Source organism: Streptomyces sp. DSM 106670, assembly GCF_055792845.1.
The window spans coordinates 4,494,003-4,510,647 of the sequence record NZ_CM147704.1 but is presented as its reverse complement, the minus strand read 5'-3'; the positions used below and the strand labels follow the sequence as shown (position 1 = coordinate 4,510,647).

Sequence of the window (16,645 nt, the reverse complement as noted above, 5' to 3'; positions counted from 1 at the left end):
TGCCGGTGCTCCTCGTCAGGCCTTCTGCGGTTCCGGCACCGCGGCGGCGGTCTTGCCGATCAGGGTGAGGAAGACGTCGTCGAGCGACGGCCGGCGGAGGGCGAAGTCGACGACCTCCACCCCGGCGTCGTCCAGGCTCGCGGCGACGGCGGCGATGGAGTGCGTGCCCTCGGCGACCGGGGCGCTGACGGTCAGTCCGTCCTCGCTGAGCGTCGGCTCGCCGGCGATCGCCGAGGACAGCGCGCGTACGGCGTCGGCGGCCGTCTCCGGGGTGGCGACGGTCACCTCCAGCCACTCGCCGCCGACCTTCCGCTTGAGCTGGTCCGGCGTGCCGTCGGCGATGACCTTGCCCTGGTCGAGGACGGCGACGCGGCCGGCGAGCTGGTCGGCCTCGTCGAGGTACTGCGTGGTGAGCAGGATCGTCACTCCGGCGGCCACCTGCTCACGGATCATGTCCCAGAGGGCGAGGCGGCTGCTCGGGTCGAGCCCGGTGGTCGGCTCGTCGAGGAAGAGCAGCGGCGGCCGGCCGATCAGGCTCGCGGCGAGGTCGAGGCGGCGGCGCATACCGCCGGAGTAGGTGCTCAGCGGCCGGTGGGCGGCGGCGGTCAGCTCGAACCGTTCGAGCAGCGACTCGGTCCGCGCGGCCGTCTCCTTCTTGCCGAGCCGGTAGAGCCGGCCGATCAGGGTCAGGTTCTCGCGGGCGGTGAGCCGTTCGTCGACCGCGGCGTACTGCCCGGTCAGGCCGATGTTGGCGCGGACGTCCTGCGACTGGCTGACCACGTCGAAGCCGGCGACGCTCGCCCGGCCCTCGTCCGCGCGCAGCAGCGTGGTGAGGATGCGCACGGCGGTCGTCTTGCCCGCGCCGTTCGGTCCGAGCAGGCCGAAGACGGTGCCGGACTCGACGCTGAGATCGACGCCTGCCAGCGCCTCGTGGTCCTTGTAACGCTTGCGCAGTCCGTGTGCCTCGATGGCGGTGGTCACGTCTGATCAGCTCCTGTCGGATGAGCGGAGGTCGCGGACGCCACCGGTGCGGCGGCGCTGCCGGCCGGAGCGGCTTCGCCCAGGCCTACGTGGAGCGCGCTCAGCCGCCGCATGACGTGCTCACGGGACCAGACCGCGTCCTGAGCCGGGTCGTCGTGCGCGAGGCGCAGCGCGGGAAAGCGGTCGATCAGCCGGCCGAGGGCGACCTCGCCGGTCATGCGCGCCAGTTGGGCGCCGAGACACATGTGGATGCCGTGGCCGAAGGAGACATGGCCGCCGACCGGACGGGTGATGTCGAGGCGGTCCGGGTCGGCGAAGCGCTCCGGATCGCGGTTGGCCGCGATGAGCGCCAGCTGTACGAGGTCGCCCGCGGCCAGCTCCCGGTCGCCGACGTTCATCGGCTCTCCGGCGCGCAGCGGATTGGTGAGGGCGACCGGCGCCTCGTAGCGCAGGCACTCCTCGACGGCCCCGCGCAGCAGCTCCGGGCGCGAGCGCAGCAGGTCGAGCTGGTCGGCGTGGTCCAGCAGCGCGAGCAGCGCACTCGCGAGCATCGCCGGAACGGTCTTGTCGGAGGCGATCACCAGGAAGACGGCGGTCTGTTCCAGCTCGCCGTCGGTGAGCCGGTCCTCGCCGGACCTGGCGTGCACGAGCGCGGAGAGGAGGTCGTCGGACGGCTGCGCGCGGCGGTCCTCGAAGAGCCGGGCGAACAACCGGCCGAGACGGTCGGTGGCCGCCTGGAACTCCGGGAACGAGGTGCTCTCCGGAAAGGCCGCCATCGCGTCCCAGCAGCTGTGGAACTCCTCGGCGTCCGCTTCGCCGATGCCGAACAGCTCCGCGCCCGCCAGCGCGGCCAGCGGATGCGTGTACTCGGCCACCAGGTCGGCCTGCGGGCGGCCGGCCAGCGCGTCCAGCAGCCCGTCCGCGAGCCGTTCCACGGCCGGCCGCAGCCGCTCCACGCGCTTCGGCGTCAGCGCCTTGGCGGTGAGCCGGCGCAGCCGGGTGTGGCGCGGCGGATCGCTGTTGCCGAGGTGCCCCTGGAAGGCTCCCGGATCCTCGACGGCGAAGCTCCGCAGCAGCCGCGACTCGGCGAGCAGCGCGCGTACGTCGTCGTAGCGCGTCGGTACGAGGACCTTGCCGCCGCCCTGGATGACGTCCTGGTGCAGCGGGCACTCGGACCGCATCCGCGCGTAGACGGCGTGCGGGTCGGCGAGTACGGCGTCGCCGTAGACCAGCGAGTTCTCGTCGGGCATGCCGGCGGGTATCTCGGGGGTGGCGGGCGGCGCGGGTGCGGTGGTCCCGGCGGCCGGTGCGGGCGGCCCGGCGGTGGGTGCGGCGTTCGGTGCGTCGGCCATGGCGTCAGGCCCCTTTCGCGGAGAGGTGGCCGGGCTGCCCGTCCGCGGACGGCTCGCCGGTGGCGTCGGCGTCCGCGTCGGCGTGCGGAGCGTCGGTGGCGGAGGCGTCGGCGTCCGTGCCTGCGGCCGGTCCGGCGGGCGGAGCCCCCGTCGGCGGTCCCGTCGGCGGTTCCGGTGCGGTCGCGGTGCGCAGCGTGCGGTCGGTCAGCGCGACGAGTGCGGCGGCCAGCAGCGCCACCGCGCAGGCGGCGACCGCGGCCCGCGGGCTCGCCAGGCGGGCGACCAGGCCGACCAGGACGTACGAGAGCGGAGCGGCGAGCGCGCCGGCCGCCATCACGACGCCCATCACCATGCCGAGCGCCTCCGGACGCGGTCCGGAGAAGAGCACGCCGAGCGTGGCGGCGCTGGCGGCGGCGGCCGCGAGCGCCATCACGACCGTGAGGACGGCGGCGAGCGGCAGGTTCGGGCTGAACGCGAGACCTGCCATCGCAGCCGCGGTGAGCACGCAGGCGAGGATCAGCCCGCTGCCGCTGCCGCGCAGCCGCCGGGCGAAGCCCGGGGCGAGCGCGGCCAGGACCGTGCCGAGGCCGACCGCGCCGACCAGCACACCGAATCCGACCGCGCCCCAGCCCCGGTCGTCGGCGAGCAGCAGCGTGCCGACGCCGAACGCCCCCGGGCAGCCGAGCTCGATCAGGACGGTGCAGATCAGTGCGGCACGGACGCCGGGCAGGGCGAGCGCCTCGCCGGCCTTCGGCGCGTCCGCCCCCGGCGGGCCGGGAAATCCGGCGGCCGGTCCGTGGCCGGCCGCCGGAGCCGTACCGTCCGCGTCGGACGGACGCGGACGCAGCGAGAGGAACAGCGCGGCGGAGACCAGGAACACCAGGCCGCCGACGATCAGCGCGGTGGACAGGCCGAGCAGCGAGCCGAGTCCGGCGAGCGGTCCGCCGACGACGACCGTGACACGGAAGAGCGTGGTGCGCAGCGCCTCCATCCGCTGCCGGCCCGCCGCGTCGGCGATCAGCGCGGGCACCGAACCGGCGGCCGGCTCGGTGATCGCCTCGACGAGGCCGAACAGCAGGCTCGCCAGCAGCAGTCCGGTGAAGTCGAGGCCGCTGACGGCGACCGCGCCGGCCGCGGCCAGGGCCAGGGCCGCGCGGCCGAGTTCGCCGACCGCCAGCAGACGGTGCGCGGCGAACCGGCCCGCGAGCCCGGCGGTGAGGCCGGACATCATCGCGATGCGCGGCAGTGTGCCGAGCGCGAGCACGACCGCGGTGGCGAGCGGTCCCGCCACGGTGAGCACGGACCAGGCGAGGACCACCTGGAAGACCTGGACGCCGAGCAGCGAGGCCAGCGTGGCGGACGACCAGCGGCCGGCCGGGGACGACGCGCTCATGTCCTCACCGCCCGACGACGGAGTGGTAGCGGCGGACGGCCAGCGGCATGATCACGATCAGCAGGACCACCGGCATCAGCGTCGCCACGAGCATCGGATGCTCGACCGGGAAGGCGCCGGTGACCGTCGGGTTCGGGTTGCCCCACAGCTCGCGGCAGGCCACCACGACCGAACTGAACGGGTTCCACTCGCAGATGGTCTGGAGCCAGCCCGGCAGGTTGTCGATCGGGAAGAAGGCGGGCGACAGGAACAGCATCGGCATGACGATCATCGAACCGACGCCGGAGGACTGCGGGTTGCGGCCGGAGACCGTGCCGAGGATGCCGAGCCAGATGAACATGTAGCCGAACAGCAGCATCAGGCCGATGCCGGCCATGCCGCGCAGCAGTCCTTCGTGCATCCGCCAGCCGATCAGCAGGCCGACGCCGGCGATCACCAGCCAGCCGACGAACATCATGAGGAGTTCGGCGATCGAGCGCGCCAGGACGGCCGCGGAACGGGCGATCGGCAGCGACTGGAAGCGGTCCACCAGACCGTTGCGCAGATCCTCCTTGAGGCCGTTCTGCGCGTTGGACATCCCGAGCATGGCGACCTGCGCGAACACGCCGGCCATCATGAAGTCCTTGTAGTTGCCGTTCCCCGGCACCACGATCGCGCTGCCGATCAGCAGTCCGTTGAGCAGGACCAGGATCAGCGGAGTGATCACCACCGGCACGACCCGCTCCGGCCCGCGCTTGAGGTGTCGCATCTGGCGGCCGACCAGCAGCCTGGTGTCCATCAGCATGTCAGTGCTCATCGGATCGTCTCTCCGTACGCGGTTGACTCATGACGTGTGTCCTCCTGAGGGCGGTCCGCCGACTCCAGCAGTGCGCCGGCCGTGCGGCCCGGATCGTCCGCGACGGCCGCCGTCAGCCGCCGTACGCGCTCCGCGATCCCGGCCAGCACCTCCGCGCCGCCCCGGTACTCCAGCGCCAGGAAGATCTGGTCGTCGACGCGGAAGGAGAGCCGCAGCGTGTGCGCGGTGACCTCGTGCGTGTGCACGCCGACGATCCGTGCGCCGTCCTTCGGCGCGACACCGGCGGCGGCCAGCGCCTCGGAGGCCGGACGGTGGACCGGATAGTTCTGCGCGGCGACCGTGGCGTCGAACAACTCGCCCGCTCCGGCGTCCCGTTCGATCTCCGCGAGGCTCAGATGCTGGTGCGGGATGAGCCCGCTCTGCTCCTCCTGGAGCCTGGCCAGCACCTCGGTGAACGGCTGCCCGGGGCTCCAGCGGACGCGGACCGGCAGCAGATTGGCGTAACTGCCGATGGCGTGCTCGATGCCGGGCACCTCCGGCGCGCGTCCGGCCACGGTGTAGCCGAGGACCACGTCCCGGCGGCCGGTCAGCGAGCCGAGGACCAGGCCCCAGACGCCGAGGACCAGCGTGTTGAGCGTCAGCCCGTGCTCCTTGGCGCGCTCGCCGAGCGCCTTCGTCACCTCGGCCGGCACCAGGACCAGGTCCTGGACGTGCGGTGCGCCCTCGCGGTACGCCGGATCCGTCTCGCGTACGAGGGTCGGCGCGGCGAGTCCGTCGAGCGCGGCGCGCCAGGCGGAGCGGGCCGCCGGACGGTCCCGGCCGGCCAGCCACGCGGTGTACGGGGCGGCGGTCGACGCGGCGGGCATCGCGGCCGGCTCACCGTCGTACTGGTAGAGCACCCACAGGTCGTCGAGGAAGACCGGGAAGGACCAGCCGTCCATCTGGAGCTGGCCGAAGTTGAGCAGCAGCCGGTGCCGCCGCTCGCCGAACCGGACCAGGGTGAAGCGCAGCAGCGGAGAGCGCGACACATCGAACGGACGCTCGCGCTCGGCCGCCGCCAGCTTCTCGAAGACGCCTTCCTGCTGGTCCTCGGAGACCGCGCTCACATCGTGCTCGGCCCACGGCACACCGTCCGTGCCGCTCACCCAGCCGGCGCCGAGGTCTCCGGGCACGGCCTGGAGCGGACGGCTCAGGCCCTCGTGCGCGAAGGCGGCGGCGGACGCCGGATAGCGGCGCAGCAGCGCGGCGGCGGCGCGCCGCATCCGCTCCGGTTCGATGCCGCCGTCGAACTCCAGCCAGAACTGCCAGCAGTCGACCAGCAGCCGGCCGGTGTCCGGCTCGCGCCGGGCTCCGGCGAGCAGCGTCTCCTGCATCGGCGTGACCGGCAGCACGCCGGCGTGGCCCGGCAGCGCGGCCGCGACCGCGGCCAGATCGGCGGCCGACGGCGCGAACGCGGCCCGGCTGGTGGCGACGGCCTCGTCGGCACGCGCGGCCAGGCGGGCCGGGGTGCCGTGGCGGAAGACGTCCTGGACGGTGAGGTCCAGGCCCTGTGCCGAGGCGCGCTGCACCAGGGTGAAGGCGGTGATGCTGTCGCCGCCGAGCTCGAAGAAGTTACGGTCCGCACCGGCCCCGGAAGGCCGAGCACCTCGGCGAAGAGCGTGCACAGGGCCAGTTCGGCCGGGGTGCGCGGCTCCGCGCCCGCACTGTCGCGGTCCGGTGCGGGCAGCGCCGCGCGGTCCACCTTTCCGTTCGGCGTCAGCGGCACGGCGTCCAGCTCGACGATCACCGGCGGCACCAGATGGGCCGGCAGCGTGGCCGTGAGATGCCGGATCAGCTCGTCGGCGGTGGTGGTGCCGCCCGCCGGCACCACATAGCCGACGAGGCCGCGGACGCCCGGCCGGTCCTCGCGTACCGTCGCCACCGCCTGGGCGACGGACGGGTGCGCCGCGAGGGCCGCCTCGATCTCGCCGAGTTCGATGCGGAAGCCGCGCAGCTTGACCTGCTGGTCGGCGCGGCCGACGAACTCCAGCTCACCGTCGGCGCGCAGCCGGACCAGGTCGCCGGTGCGGTACATCCGCTCACCGGGCCGGCCCTGCGGACGGGCCACGAACCGGGCGGCGGTGAGCGACGGACGGCCGAGATAGCCGCGCGCCAGACCGGCCCCGGCGAGATACAGCTCGCCGACCTCGCCGGACGGAACGCTCCGCAGCTCCTCGTCCAGGACCAGGACCTGGGTGTACGTGACCGGCGCGCCGATCGGCGGCGGGCCGTCCCCGGCGGTCAGCGGTCCGGTCATGGTCGCGCACACCGTGGACTCGGTCGGACCGTAGGCGTTGACCATCCGGCGGCCGGGCGACCAGGCGTCGGCCAGCGCGGCGGAGCACGCCTCCCCGGCGGTGACCAGTGTGCCGCCGGCCAGCACGTCGGCGGCCGGTTCGGTGGCGGCCAGCACGGCGGGCGGCAGGGTGGCGTGCGTGACCCGGCGCTCGGCGAGCAGCGCGGCGAGCGGGGCCCCGGGAGCGAGCCGCTCCTCCGGGGCGACCACCAGGGCCGCACCGGACAGCAGCGCCATGCACAGCTCCCAGAACGCCGCGTCGAAGCTCGGCGAGGCGAACTGGAGTACGCGGGCGCCGGGACCGACGCCGAAGGCCGCCAGCTGCGAGGTCAGCAGACCCGCCACGCCCATGTGCGTGACGACGACGCCCTTCGGACGGCCGGTGGAGCCGGAGGTGTAGATGAGGTAGGCCGGGCTCGGCAGATGCAGCGGAGCGAGCCGGTCGGCCTCGGTCACGGCGGTCGCGGACCGGGCGGCCAGCGCCGCCACGGTCTCCGGCGCGTCCAGGACGAGCGGCGCCTCCACCGGCAGCCGCGAGGCGACCGCGCGGGTGGTGAGCACGAGCGCCGGGCGCGCGTCGTCGAGCATGTACGCGATCCGGTCGGCCGGGTAGGCCGGGTCCACCGGAAGGTAGGCGGCGCCGGACTTCAGCACCGCCAGCAGCGCGACGATCAGGTCAGCGCCGCGCGGCACGGCGACCGCGACGAAGCTCTCCGGCTTCGCGCCGCGCTCGATCAGCAGCCGGGCCAGGCGATTGGCGCGTGCGTCGAGCTCGGCGTACGAGAGGACGCCGTCCTCGGACACGACGGCCTCGGTGTCCGGGCCCGCGGCCACCCGGTTGCGGAACAGGTCCGGAACGGTCAGCGGAGGAATCATCGTCCGGTGCCTCCCGTCGTGCGGAGCGGCAGGCTGCTCACCGGGCGGTCCAGGTCCTCGGCGAACGCGCCGAGCAGGTGGACGAACCGGTCCTGGATCTCCTCGATCCGGCCGGGTGCGAAGGCCTCGGACCAGTACTGCGCGAGGATGCCGAGCCGCTCGCCCGGAGCGATCGCGAAGCGGAGCGGCACGCGTGCGGCATCGTGCGCCTCCATGCCGAGGATCTGGACCAGATGCGGCGGCGGCACGAACGGACCGCCAGGACCGCCAGGACCGGCAGGAGCGCCGGGGCCCGCCGGACCGGCAGGAGCACCGAGGCCGTCCGGACCACCGGGGCCACCAGGACCGCCCGGACCACCCGGACCGCCCGGTCCCGGCGGCGGGCCCGGCGGTGGTGGCGGTGGGGCGGCGGTCGTCGGCGCGCTCTCGAACACCACCACGGTGTCGAAGAGCTGATCGCGGCCGGCGATCCGGCTCAGCTCGGCGAGGCTGACGTGCTGGTGCGCGATCAGGCCCGCCTGCTCGCGCTGGAGCCGGTGCAGCGCCTCGCGCACCGTCTCGTCGGCACGCGGTCCGAACCGTACCGGCAGGTTGTTCATGAACATGCCGGACGCCTGGTCCAGCTGCGGCAGTTCGGCCGGCCGCCCGGCGACGGTGACGCCGAAGACCTGCTCGTCCCGGCCGGTCAGCTCGCCGAGCAGCAGGCCCCAGGCGCCGGTCACCAGGGTGTTGAGCGTCAGGTCGTGCGCGCGGGCCCGCGCGGTCAGCGCGGCCGTGACGGTCTCGGTCAGCGTGACGACGTTCTCCACGACGGTGACGCGGGCGGTCTCCGCGACCGGCTCCGCCAGCGGCGCGGCCTCCGGCAGGTCGTCCAGGACCACATGCCAGGCGTCCGCGTCGGCTGCCGCGTTGAACCGCTCCAGCCACTGCCCGTACGCGTGTTGGCCGGGCGGCGGCGCGGGCGGCAGCATGGCCTCGTCCGCGCCGGTCATATAGGTCATCCACAGCTCGCCGAGCACCAGCGGCAGCGACCAGCCGTCCAGCAGCAGCGGCGCGAGCGTCAGCACGAACCGGCCGTCACCGGGTCCGACGCGGACGGCGGCGCACCGCACGAGCGGCGGCCGCGCGAGGTCGAACGCGGTGTCCTGGTCGGTCTCCAGCAGCTGCCGCAGCCGCTCGTCGCGCTCGGACTCCGGCAGGCCGGAAAGGTCGAACTCGGTGAGCCCGGGCGTCACTTCGTCGGCGATCAGCTGGACCGTACGGCCGTCGGCCCCGGTCCGGAAGGCGGCCCGCAGCGCCGGATGGCGGCGCGCCAGCAGAGCGAGCGCCCGGCGCATCACCGTCACGTCGAGGTCTCCGGCCAGCCGGAAGACGAACTGGTCGGCGTACGGGCCGGGGCCCGTGCCCGCGCGGCGGATCATGACGTCCTGGAGCGGCGACGCGGCGTACTCGGCGGCCCGCGCGGAGTCCGCCGGTGCGGCCGGTGCGTTCGGGTCCGCCGATGCGGCCGGTGCGCCGTCCGTCCCGGCGTCGACGTCGGCCGCGAGCGCGGCCAGCGCCGCCGGAGTGCGGTGCAGGAACACATCGCGCGTACCGAAGCCGATGCCCGCCTCGCGGGCCCGCTTCACCAGCGTGAACGCGGCGACGCTGTCTCCTCCGGCGGCGAAGAAGCCGGTGTCCGGACCGGTGCCGGACGTGCCGAGCAGCTCGTCGAACAGCGCGCACAGACGTGCCTCGCGCGCGCTCCGCGCCGACGCCCCGGATCCGCCGTCGGCGCCCGTGACAGCGGCGGCGGCCGGAGCGGGCAGGGCCGCCCGGTCCAGCTTGCCGTTCGGCGTCAGCGGCAGCGCCGCGAGCACGGTGTACGAGGTCGGCACCAGGTACTCCGGCAGCCGCTCGGCGAGTGCGGCGCGCAGGGTCTCCGCGTCCGGCGCGACCGTGTCCGCGTCCGGCACCACATAGGCCACCAGCCGGGTGCTGCCCGGCCGTTCGGTGTGGGCGGCGACGGCGGCCGCGGCGATGCCCGGCAGTCCGTTGAGCGCGGCCTCGACCTCGCCGGGCTCGATCCGGAAGCCGCGCACCTTGACCTGGTCGTCGCTGCGCGCGATGAAGTCCAGCTGGCCGTCCTCGCGGCGGCGCACCAGGTCGCCGGAGCGGTACATGCGCTCACCGGCGGCAAACGGGCTGGCCACGAAGCGGCTCGCGGTGAGCGCCGGGCGGCCGTGGTAGCCGCGGGCCAGCAGCGCGCCACCGATGTAGAGCTCGCCGACCGTGCCGGTGCCGACCGGGGCGAGGCGGTCGTCGAGGACGTACAGCCGGGTGTTCCAGATCGGCCGGCCGATGGTCACGACACCGGCCGGCACCTCGTCGCCCGGCTCGATGCGGTACTCCATGCAGCCGACGGTCGTCTCGGTCGGCCCGTACTCGTTGATCACCGTGGCGTCCGGCCGGCGCTTGCGCCACTCGGCCAGCGGCTCGCCGAGCAACGCCTCGCCGCCGAGCACCAGTTGGCCGGTCGGCGAGTAGACGTCCGGCAGCGCCGCGAGCACGGCGAGGTGCGTCGGCGTGGCCTTGACGAAGGTGGCCTCCGGCAGCGTGCCGGCGTCCGGGGCCGAGCCCTCGTGCAGGTCCACCAGGTGGGCGCAGCCGCCCGCGGTGAGCGGTGCGTACAGGCCGGTGACCGTGAGGTCGAAGGCGATCGGCGAGTGCACCAGCGCGCGGCCGGTGACCGCTCCGTACGCGTGCCGGGCCCAGGCCAGATAGACGTTGAGCGAGCGGTGCTCGACGACGACGCCCTTCGGGCGGCCGGTCGATCCCGAGGTGTGGATGACGAAGACCGGGTGCGCGGGCCGCAGGGGTGCGGTCCGCTCGGCGTCGGTGAGGTCGGCCGCGGACCGGTCCGCGGCCTCCGCGACGGTCTCCGGATCGTCCAGCAGCACGTGGTGCGCGCCGACGGCGGCGACCGCCGGACCGTCGGAGCGGCCGACGACCACCGCCGGGGCGACGTCCTCCAGCATCAGCGCGATGCGCTCGGCCGGATGCGCCGGGTCCAGCGGGAGGTAGGCCGCGCCGGTCTTGACGACGGCCAGCAGCGCCACGACCAGGTCGACGGACTTGGCGAGCGCGACCGCGACGAAGCTCTCCGGTCCGGCCTTCCGGTCCACCAGCAGCCGCGCCAGCCGGTTGGCACGCGCGTTGAGCTCCGCGTACGTCAGCTCCGTGCCCTCGTGCGCCACGGCGACGGCCCCCGGGGTCCGGGCGGCCTGCGCCTCGAAGAGCGCGGTGAGCGTGGCCTCCGGCACCGCGTGGTCGGTGTCGTTGAACTCCACCAGCAGCCGGTGGAGCCGCTCGGACGTCGGGGCGTCCGGTCGTTCGGCGGCCGGGGTCACGGTCGCGGCTCCGGCCTGCGCGGTTCGCCGAGTTCCACCGGCAGCGCGACCAGGCCGCGCGCCACCGGGTTGGACTTCCAGCGGACGCTCTCGGGGCCTTCGGCGTGGCGCAGGTCCGGGAAGCGGTCGAAGATCCGGCCGAAGACCGCGCGGCCCTCGGTCCTGGCGACCATGCCGCCGACGCAGTAGTGCGCGCCGTGGCCGAACGCCAGGTGGCCCGCGGTGTTCCGGGTGATGTCGAAGCGGTCCGGGTCCGGATAGCGCGCGGGGTCGCGGTTGGCGGAGGCCCGCGACAGGATGACGATCTCGTGCCGGTCGACCGTCACATCGCCGAAGGTGACCGGTTCGGCCGTGTACTGCGGGGTGACGATGTCGGTCGGCGGGTAGTAACGCAGCACCTCCTCCACCGCGTTGGTCACCAGCGACGGGTCGGCGGTGAGCTGCTTGAGCTGGTCCGGTGCGGACAGCAGCGCGTGCACACCGTTGCCGAGCAGATCGACGGTGGTCTCGTGACCGGCCACCACGAACAGCATGGCCTGCGCGATGACCTCGTCCTCGTCCAGGAACTCACCGGCGTCCAGCGCCTGGACGAACGCGGTGAACGCGTCGTCGCCGGGCCGGGCGCGCTTCTCGCCGATCAGTGCGCGCAGCCGCTCGACGGCGATGACCGCGCCCTCCGCGTAGGCGCCGGTGGCGCCCTGGTCGCGCGAGGCGTCGGTGCCGTAACCGAACAGCTCGTAGTCCTCCTCGGGCACGCCGAGCAGCTCGCACACCACGCTGAGCGGCAGCTTCCAGGCGAAGTCCTTGATCAGGTCGACGGGCCCGTCGCCGGCGCGCTCGGCGAGCGTGTCCAGCAGACCGTCGGTGAGCGTCTCGATGCGCGGCCGGATGCCCTCGATCCGCTTCTTGGTGAAGAAGCGTGACATCACGGACCGCAGCCGCGGATGGTCCGGGGCGTCCAGCAGCGTCAGGTTCCGGCCGAGCAGCCGGGCCACGTCGCCGCCGATCGCCGGCGGCTCCGGAATGCCGAGTTCGGCCAGGAACGCCGTCAGGTCGTGGCGCAGCCGGGAGTCGGCCTGGCCCTTGTGGACGTCCTCGTACCGCGTGACCATCCAGGCGCGTCCGGGCGGGCCCGGCCAGGTGATGCCGCGTACCGGGTCGTTGTCGCGCAGCCAGGAGTAGACCGGAAAGGGATTCTGGAAGAAATCCGGGTCCCAGACGCCGGGACCGGTACCGCTGATCGGCTGTCCGGGAAACGGCGGCGGTCCTGCTGCCTGAGGTGATTCGGACATGACTCGATTGCCCCCTCGATCGGAAAAGTTGTCAGGATTCGGTCGTCGAATTCAGGAAGCGGGGCCGGAGTTCTTCGCGGCGCCGAGTTTCTGTGCGATTACGCGGCCGATCTGTCCGATCGGTTCGGAGTTCGTCATGTCGTCGTGGTCACAATCGATGGCCACCGTGGTGATACGACCGCCCGCATAAGGCGACCACGACTGCGGATTCGGCGACCCGTCATTCTTGTTCCGGGTTGCGACGAACATTAGGAGGTCGCCGGTGAAAAGACGAGGCCGATGGGTCACCGCCTGCATGTTCCTGCATGCGGCGACCAGCGCGGTGACGCGTGCCTCGTCCAGTCCGGCCAGCGCACTGCGCGTGGCGCCGGCCTCGGCCGCGACCAGCGCCGCGGTGAGCGGTCCGGCGACCGCCTCCGGGTCCACGCCGGCGAACCTCAGCAGCGCCGCCAGCACCTCCGCCTCCTCGGCGGCGCCGCGCTCGCCGGTCACCGCCTCCGGATAGGCGTCGAGCGCCGCCAGCAGCTCCACCTGCTCGCCGGCCTCCTGGAGCTGGACGGCCATCTCGTGCGCGACGACACCGCCGATCGACCAGCCGAGCAGCCGGTAGGGCCCGCTCGGCTGCACCACGCGCACCTGTTCCAGATAGTCGGCCGCCATTTCCTCGACGGACGACGGGAGTTCGGCCGGACCTGCCAGACCGCGCGCCTGAATTCCGTACACCGGAATTTCCGGATCGATGTGCCGGAGCAGTCCGGAATAGGTCCAGCTGATTCCCGCGGCCGGGTGGACGCAGAACAGCGCCGGTCCTCCGTTTCCGGCCCGCAGCGGCAGCAGCACCTCGAACGGGTCCTCCGCCGCGTCCGTTCCGATACGTTCGGTGAATTCCGCGACGGTCGGCGCACGGAACAGCGTGGCAATGCCGACCTCGACACCGAGAACGGCCCGCACACGGCCGGTGAGCCGGGTCGCGGTGAGCGAATCCCCGCCGAGCGCGAAGAAATCGTCGTCGATACCGACCGATTCCCGCCCGAGCACCTCGGCGAAGATCCGGCCGACCTCCGCCTCACGGGGCCCGCGCGGTCCGCGCGAGCGCACCGTGTCCGCCACCGGCTCCGGCAGCGCGGCCCGGTCCACCTTGCCGTTCACGGTGAGCGGCAGCTCCGGCACCGTCATGAACACCGACGGCACCATGTAGTGCGGCAGCCTCGCGGCGGCGTACGCGTGCACGTCCGGCTGCCCGGCGGCGCCGTCCGCCGGAACCAGATACGCCACCAGGCGGCGCAGGCCCGGCCGGTCCTCGCGTACGGCGACGGCGGCGGCGGCCACCGCCGGACTGCCGGTGAGCACCGACTCGATCTCGCCGGGCTCGATCCGGAAGCCGCGCAGCTTGACCTGCTGGTCGGCGCGGCCGACGAACTCCAGCTCGCCGTCCGCCCGTTGCCGCACCAGGTCGCCGGTGCGGTACATCCGGCCGCCGTCGGCCGCGTACGGATCGGCGACGAACCGCCCGCCGGTCAGCGCCGGTCGGTTCAGATAGCCGAGCGCCACACCGGCCCCGGCCACGTACAGCTCGCCGACGACGCCGGCCGGCACCGGGCGCAGCGCGGCGTCCAGCACCCGCAGCGCGGCGCCGCGGACCTGCCGTCCGATCGGCGGCGCTCCGCCGGTCGCGGCCAGCGGGGAGCTGACGGTCGCGGCGACCGTGGTCTCCGTCGGCCCGTACGCGTTGAACACCTGCCGCCCGGTGGCGAATCTGGCCACCAGGGTGCGGGTCAGCGACTCGCCGCCGAGGACCAGCACGCGCAGCTTCGGCAGCGGGCGGTCCGGCAGGGTGGCGGCGACCGGCGCGGCGAGCATCACATGGGTGACGGCCTCGCGCTCCAGGGTGTCGGCCAGCTCCGCACCGGCCAGGCCGACGGCCTCCGGCAGGACGAGCGTGCCGCCGGAGAGCAGCGCCATCGCCACATCGGCGACCGACGGGTCGAAGTTCGCCGAGACGGCCTGGAGGACCCGGCTGCCCGGGGCGAGCGAGAACCGTTCGATGTGGTCGGCCGCCAGGTTGGCCAGGGACGCGTGCGTGACCATCACGCCCTTCGGCTCACCGGTGGAGCCGGAGGTGTGGATCGTGTACGCCGGATGCCCCGGCAGCAGCGGAAGGGTCCGCTCGTCCTGGCCGAGGTCGCCGTCCGGCAGATCGCCGACGGCGGCGGCCAGTTCGTCCGGTCCGACCACCGCGGCGGACACCGCGCCCGCCGCAGCCGACACCGCGGCGTCCGCCGCGTCCGCCGCTCCGGTGGCCAGCACCAGCACCGGCCGGACGTCGGCCAGCAGCCGGCCGATGCGCGTCGCCGGCAGGCCCGGGTCCAACGGCACGTAGGCCGCACCGGACTTGGCCACCGCGAGCAGGCCGACGAGCCACTGGGCCGACGAGGGGCCGGTGACCGCGACCCGCTCACCGGGACCGGCGCCGCGTGCGGCCAGCAGGCGGGCGACCCGGTTGGCGCGGGCGTTCAGCTCCGCGTACGTGAGGCCGCCGCCCGGCGCGGCCACGGCGGGCGCGTCCGGTGTGCGGGCCGCCTGCGCCTCGAAGAGGTCCGGCAGCGTCGCGGCCGGGGCCGCGTTCCGCCGGTCGTCGCCGGCCGCCAGCAGCGCGCGGCGCTCCGGGGCGGAGAACGGATCGGTCCGGCCGAGCCGGGTGCCGGGCCGCTCGGCCATGGTCCGCAGCAGCTCGGTCAGCCGGCCCACCAGCCGCTCGCCGTCGTCCACCACATCGGTGCGGTGGTCCAGCCGGATGTGCAGCCGCTCGCCGACCAGCGCGGCCGACAGGCTCAGCGGATAGTGCGTGGCGTCGCGCAGTTCGGTCGAGGAGACCTGGACCGGGGGCGCGGAGCCGTCCGGGGCGGCGAGGCCGCCGGGAGCGACCGGATAGTTCTCGAACACCGTGGCGGTGTCGAAGAGTTCGCCGACGCCGGCCAGCCGCTGGATGTCGGCGAGGCCGAGGTACTGGTGCGGCAGCAGCGCCAGCTGCTCCGACTGGACACGGTTCAGCAGGTCGTGGAGCGTCTCGTCGGGCCGGAGCGTCACGCGCACCGGCAGGGTGTTGATGAAGAGACCGACCATGGTCTCGATGCCGTCGATCTCCGGCGGGCGGCCGGAGACGGTCGCGCCGAAGGTCACGTCGTCGCGGCCGGTCAGCCGGCCGAGCAGGATCGCCCAGGCCGTCTGGACCAGGGTGTTCAGCGTGACGCCCAACCGCCGCCCGGCCGCGACCAGTTCGGCCGTGAACGCGGCCGGCAGGTCGGTCTCCAGACGTTCCGTGCGCGCCGGAGCACCGTCGCCGGCGCCTGCCAGCAGCGTCGGCTCGTCCAGCCCGTCCAGCGCCGCGCTCCAGGCCCGCTCGGACGCCTGCCGGTCCTGGACGGCCAGCCAGGCCAGATAGTCGCGGTACGGCGTGACGCGCGGCAGTTCGTCGCCGCGGCCGGAGTAGCAGGCGGCCATCTCGGCCAGCAGCACCGGCATGGACCAGCCGTCCAGCAGCAGATGGTGGTTGGTCACCACGAGCCGGTGGTGACCGGCGTCGAGCCGGACCAGCGCGAAGCGGATCAGCGGCGGCCGGGCCGGGTCGAAGCCCGCCTCCTGCTCGCCGGACAGGATCCGTTCCAGCGCGGCGGGCCGGTCGGCCTCCGGCAGCGCGGTCAGGTCGTGCGAGAACCACGGCAGTTCGACGTCCGCCGGAATGAACTGCACCGGCCGCGCACCGCCCTCGTGCCAGAAACCGGCGCGCAGGTTGCCGTGCCGCCGCAGCACCTGGGCGGCGGCCGCCGCGAGCGCGCCCTCGTCCAGCTCGCCGGTCATCTCCAGCGAGAGCTGCACGGTGTAGGCGTCGGTGCCCTCCCCGTACAGCGCGTGGAAGAGCAGTCCTTCCTGGAGCGGCGACGGCGGCAGGATCTCCGCCAGGCCCGGACGCGCCCGCTCCAGGCGTTCGATCTCCTGCTGGTCCAGCGAGACCAGCGGCAGGTCGGAGGGCGTACGGCCACCGGCCCCCGGCTGTGCCGAGTGCGCGACCAGAGCCTCCAGTGCGGCGAACCAGTCGTCCGCCAGCTCACGGACCTCCTCGTCCGCCAGGACCGCCGCCGGCCAGGACCAGGTGGCCGACAGCCACGGGCCGTCCGGACCGTCCTCCACCAGGCAGTTGAGCTCCAGGGCGTGGCCGAGCGGCTGCGCCGGG

General features: G+C 74.1%; 8 protein-coding genes and 1 pseudogene (1 of these 9 running past the window's edge). All 9 read right to left on the bottom strand.

Annotation, left to right across the window (positions count from 1 at the left end):
• Positions 1 to 15: 15 nt before the first annotated feature.
• Positions 16 to 981 carry an ATP-binding cassette domain-containing protein gene (locus ACSMXR_RS19875; RefSeq protein WP_137235610.1) on the bottom strand — a complete coding sequence of 322 codons (966 nt, stop codon included), beginning with the start codon at positions 979 to 981 and terminating at the stop codon, positions 16 to 18.
• Positions 978 to 2,333: a cytochrome P450 gene (locus tag ACSMXR_RS19870; protein WP_473169556.1), complete on the bottom strand. Its 1,356-nt coding sequence runs from the start codon at positions 2,331 to 2,333 to the stop codon at positions 978 to 980. The genes ACSMXR_RS19875 and ACSMXR_RS19870 overlap by 4 nt, the downstream gene beginning before the upstream one ends.
• 4 nt (positions 2,334 to 2,337) lie before the next feature.
• Positions 2,338 to 3,726, bottom strand: a complete 1,389-nt coding sequence (locus ACSMXR_RS19865; protein ID WP_473169555.1) for an MFS transporter — start codon at positions 3,724 to 3,726, stop codon at positions 2,338 to 2,340.
• Positions 3,727 to 3,730: 4 nt separating this feature from the next.
• The gene (locus tag ACSMXR_RS19860; RefSeq protein ID WP_030089191.1) at positions 3,731 to 4,522 is read right to left on the bottom strand and encodes an ABC transporter permease; all 792 of its coding nucleotides are present in this window, start codon (positions 4,520 to 4,522) and stop codon (positions 3,731 to 3,733) included.
• Positions 4,519 to 5,895 (bottom strand): condensation domain-containing protein, encoded by a 1,377-nt coding sequence (locus tag ACSMXR_RS19855; protein WP_473172410.1) that lies wholly within the window; start codon positions 5,893 to 5,895, stop codon positions 4,519 to 4,521. The genes ACSMXR_RS19860 and ACSMXR_RS19855 overlap by 4 nt, the downstream gene beginning before the upstream one ends.
• A gap of 428 nt (positions 5,896 to 6,323) precedes the next feature.
• Positions 6,324 to 7,646, bottom strand: a pseudogene (locus ACSMXR_RS19850) (amino acid adenylation domain-containing protein); the annotation flags it as partial.
• Between the two features lie 83 nt (positions 7,647 to 7,729).
• A complete protein-coding gene (locus ACSMXR_RS19845) occupies positions 7,730 to 11,122 on the bottom strand; it encodes a non-ribosomal peptide synthetase family protein (protein ID WP_473169554.1) in 3,393 nt (1,130 codons plus the stop codon).
• A complete protein-coding gene (locus tag ACSMXR_RS19840) occupies positions 11,119 to 12,414 on the bottom strand; it encodes a cytochrome P450 family protein (RefSeq protein ID WP_473169553.1) in 1,296 nt (431 codons plus the stop codon). Before ACSMXR_RS19840 ends, ACSMXR_RS19845 begins: the two co-directional genes overlap by 4 nt.
• Before the next feature lie 51 nt (positions 12,415 to 12,465).
• Positions 12,466 to 16,645 carry the end of a non-ribosomal peptide synthase/polyketide synthase gene (locus ACSMXR_RS19835; protein ID WP_473169552.1) on the bottom strand. 15,245 nt of this gene lie beyond the right edge of the window, so only the last 4,180 of its 19,425 coding nucleotides appear in the window; its start codon lies beyond the right edge, outside the window; the stop codon is at positions 12,466 to 12,468.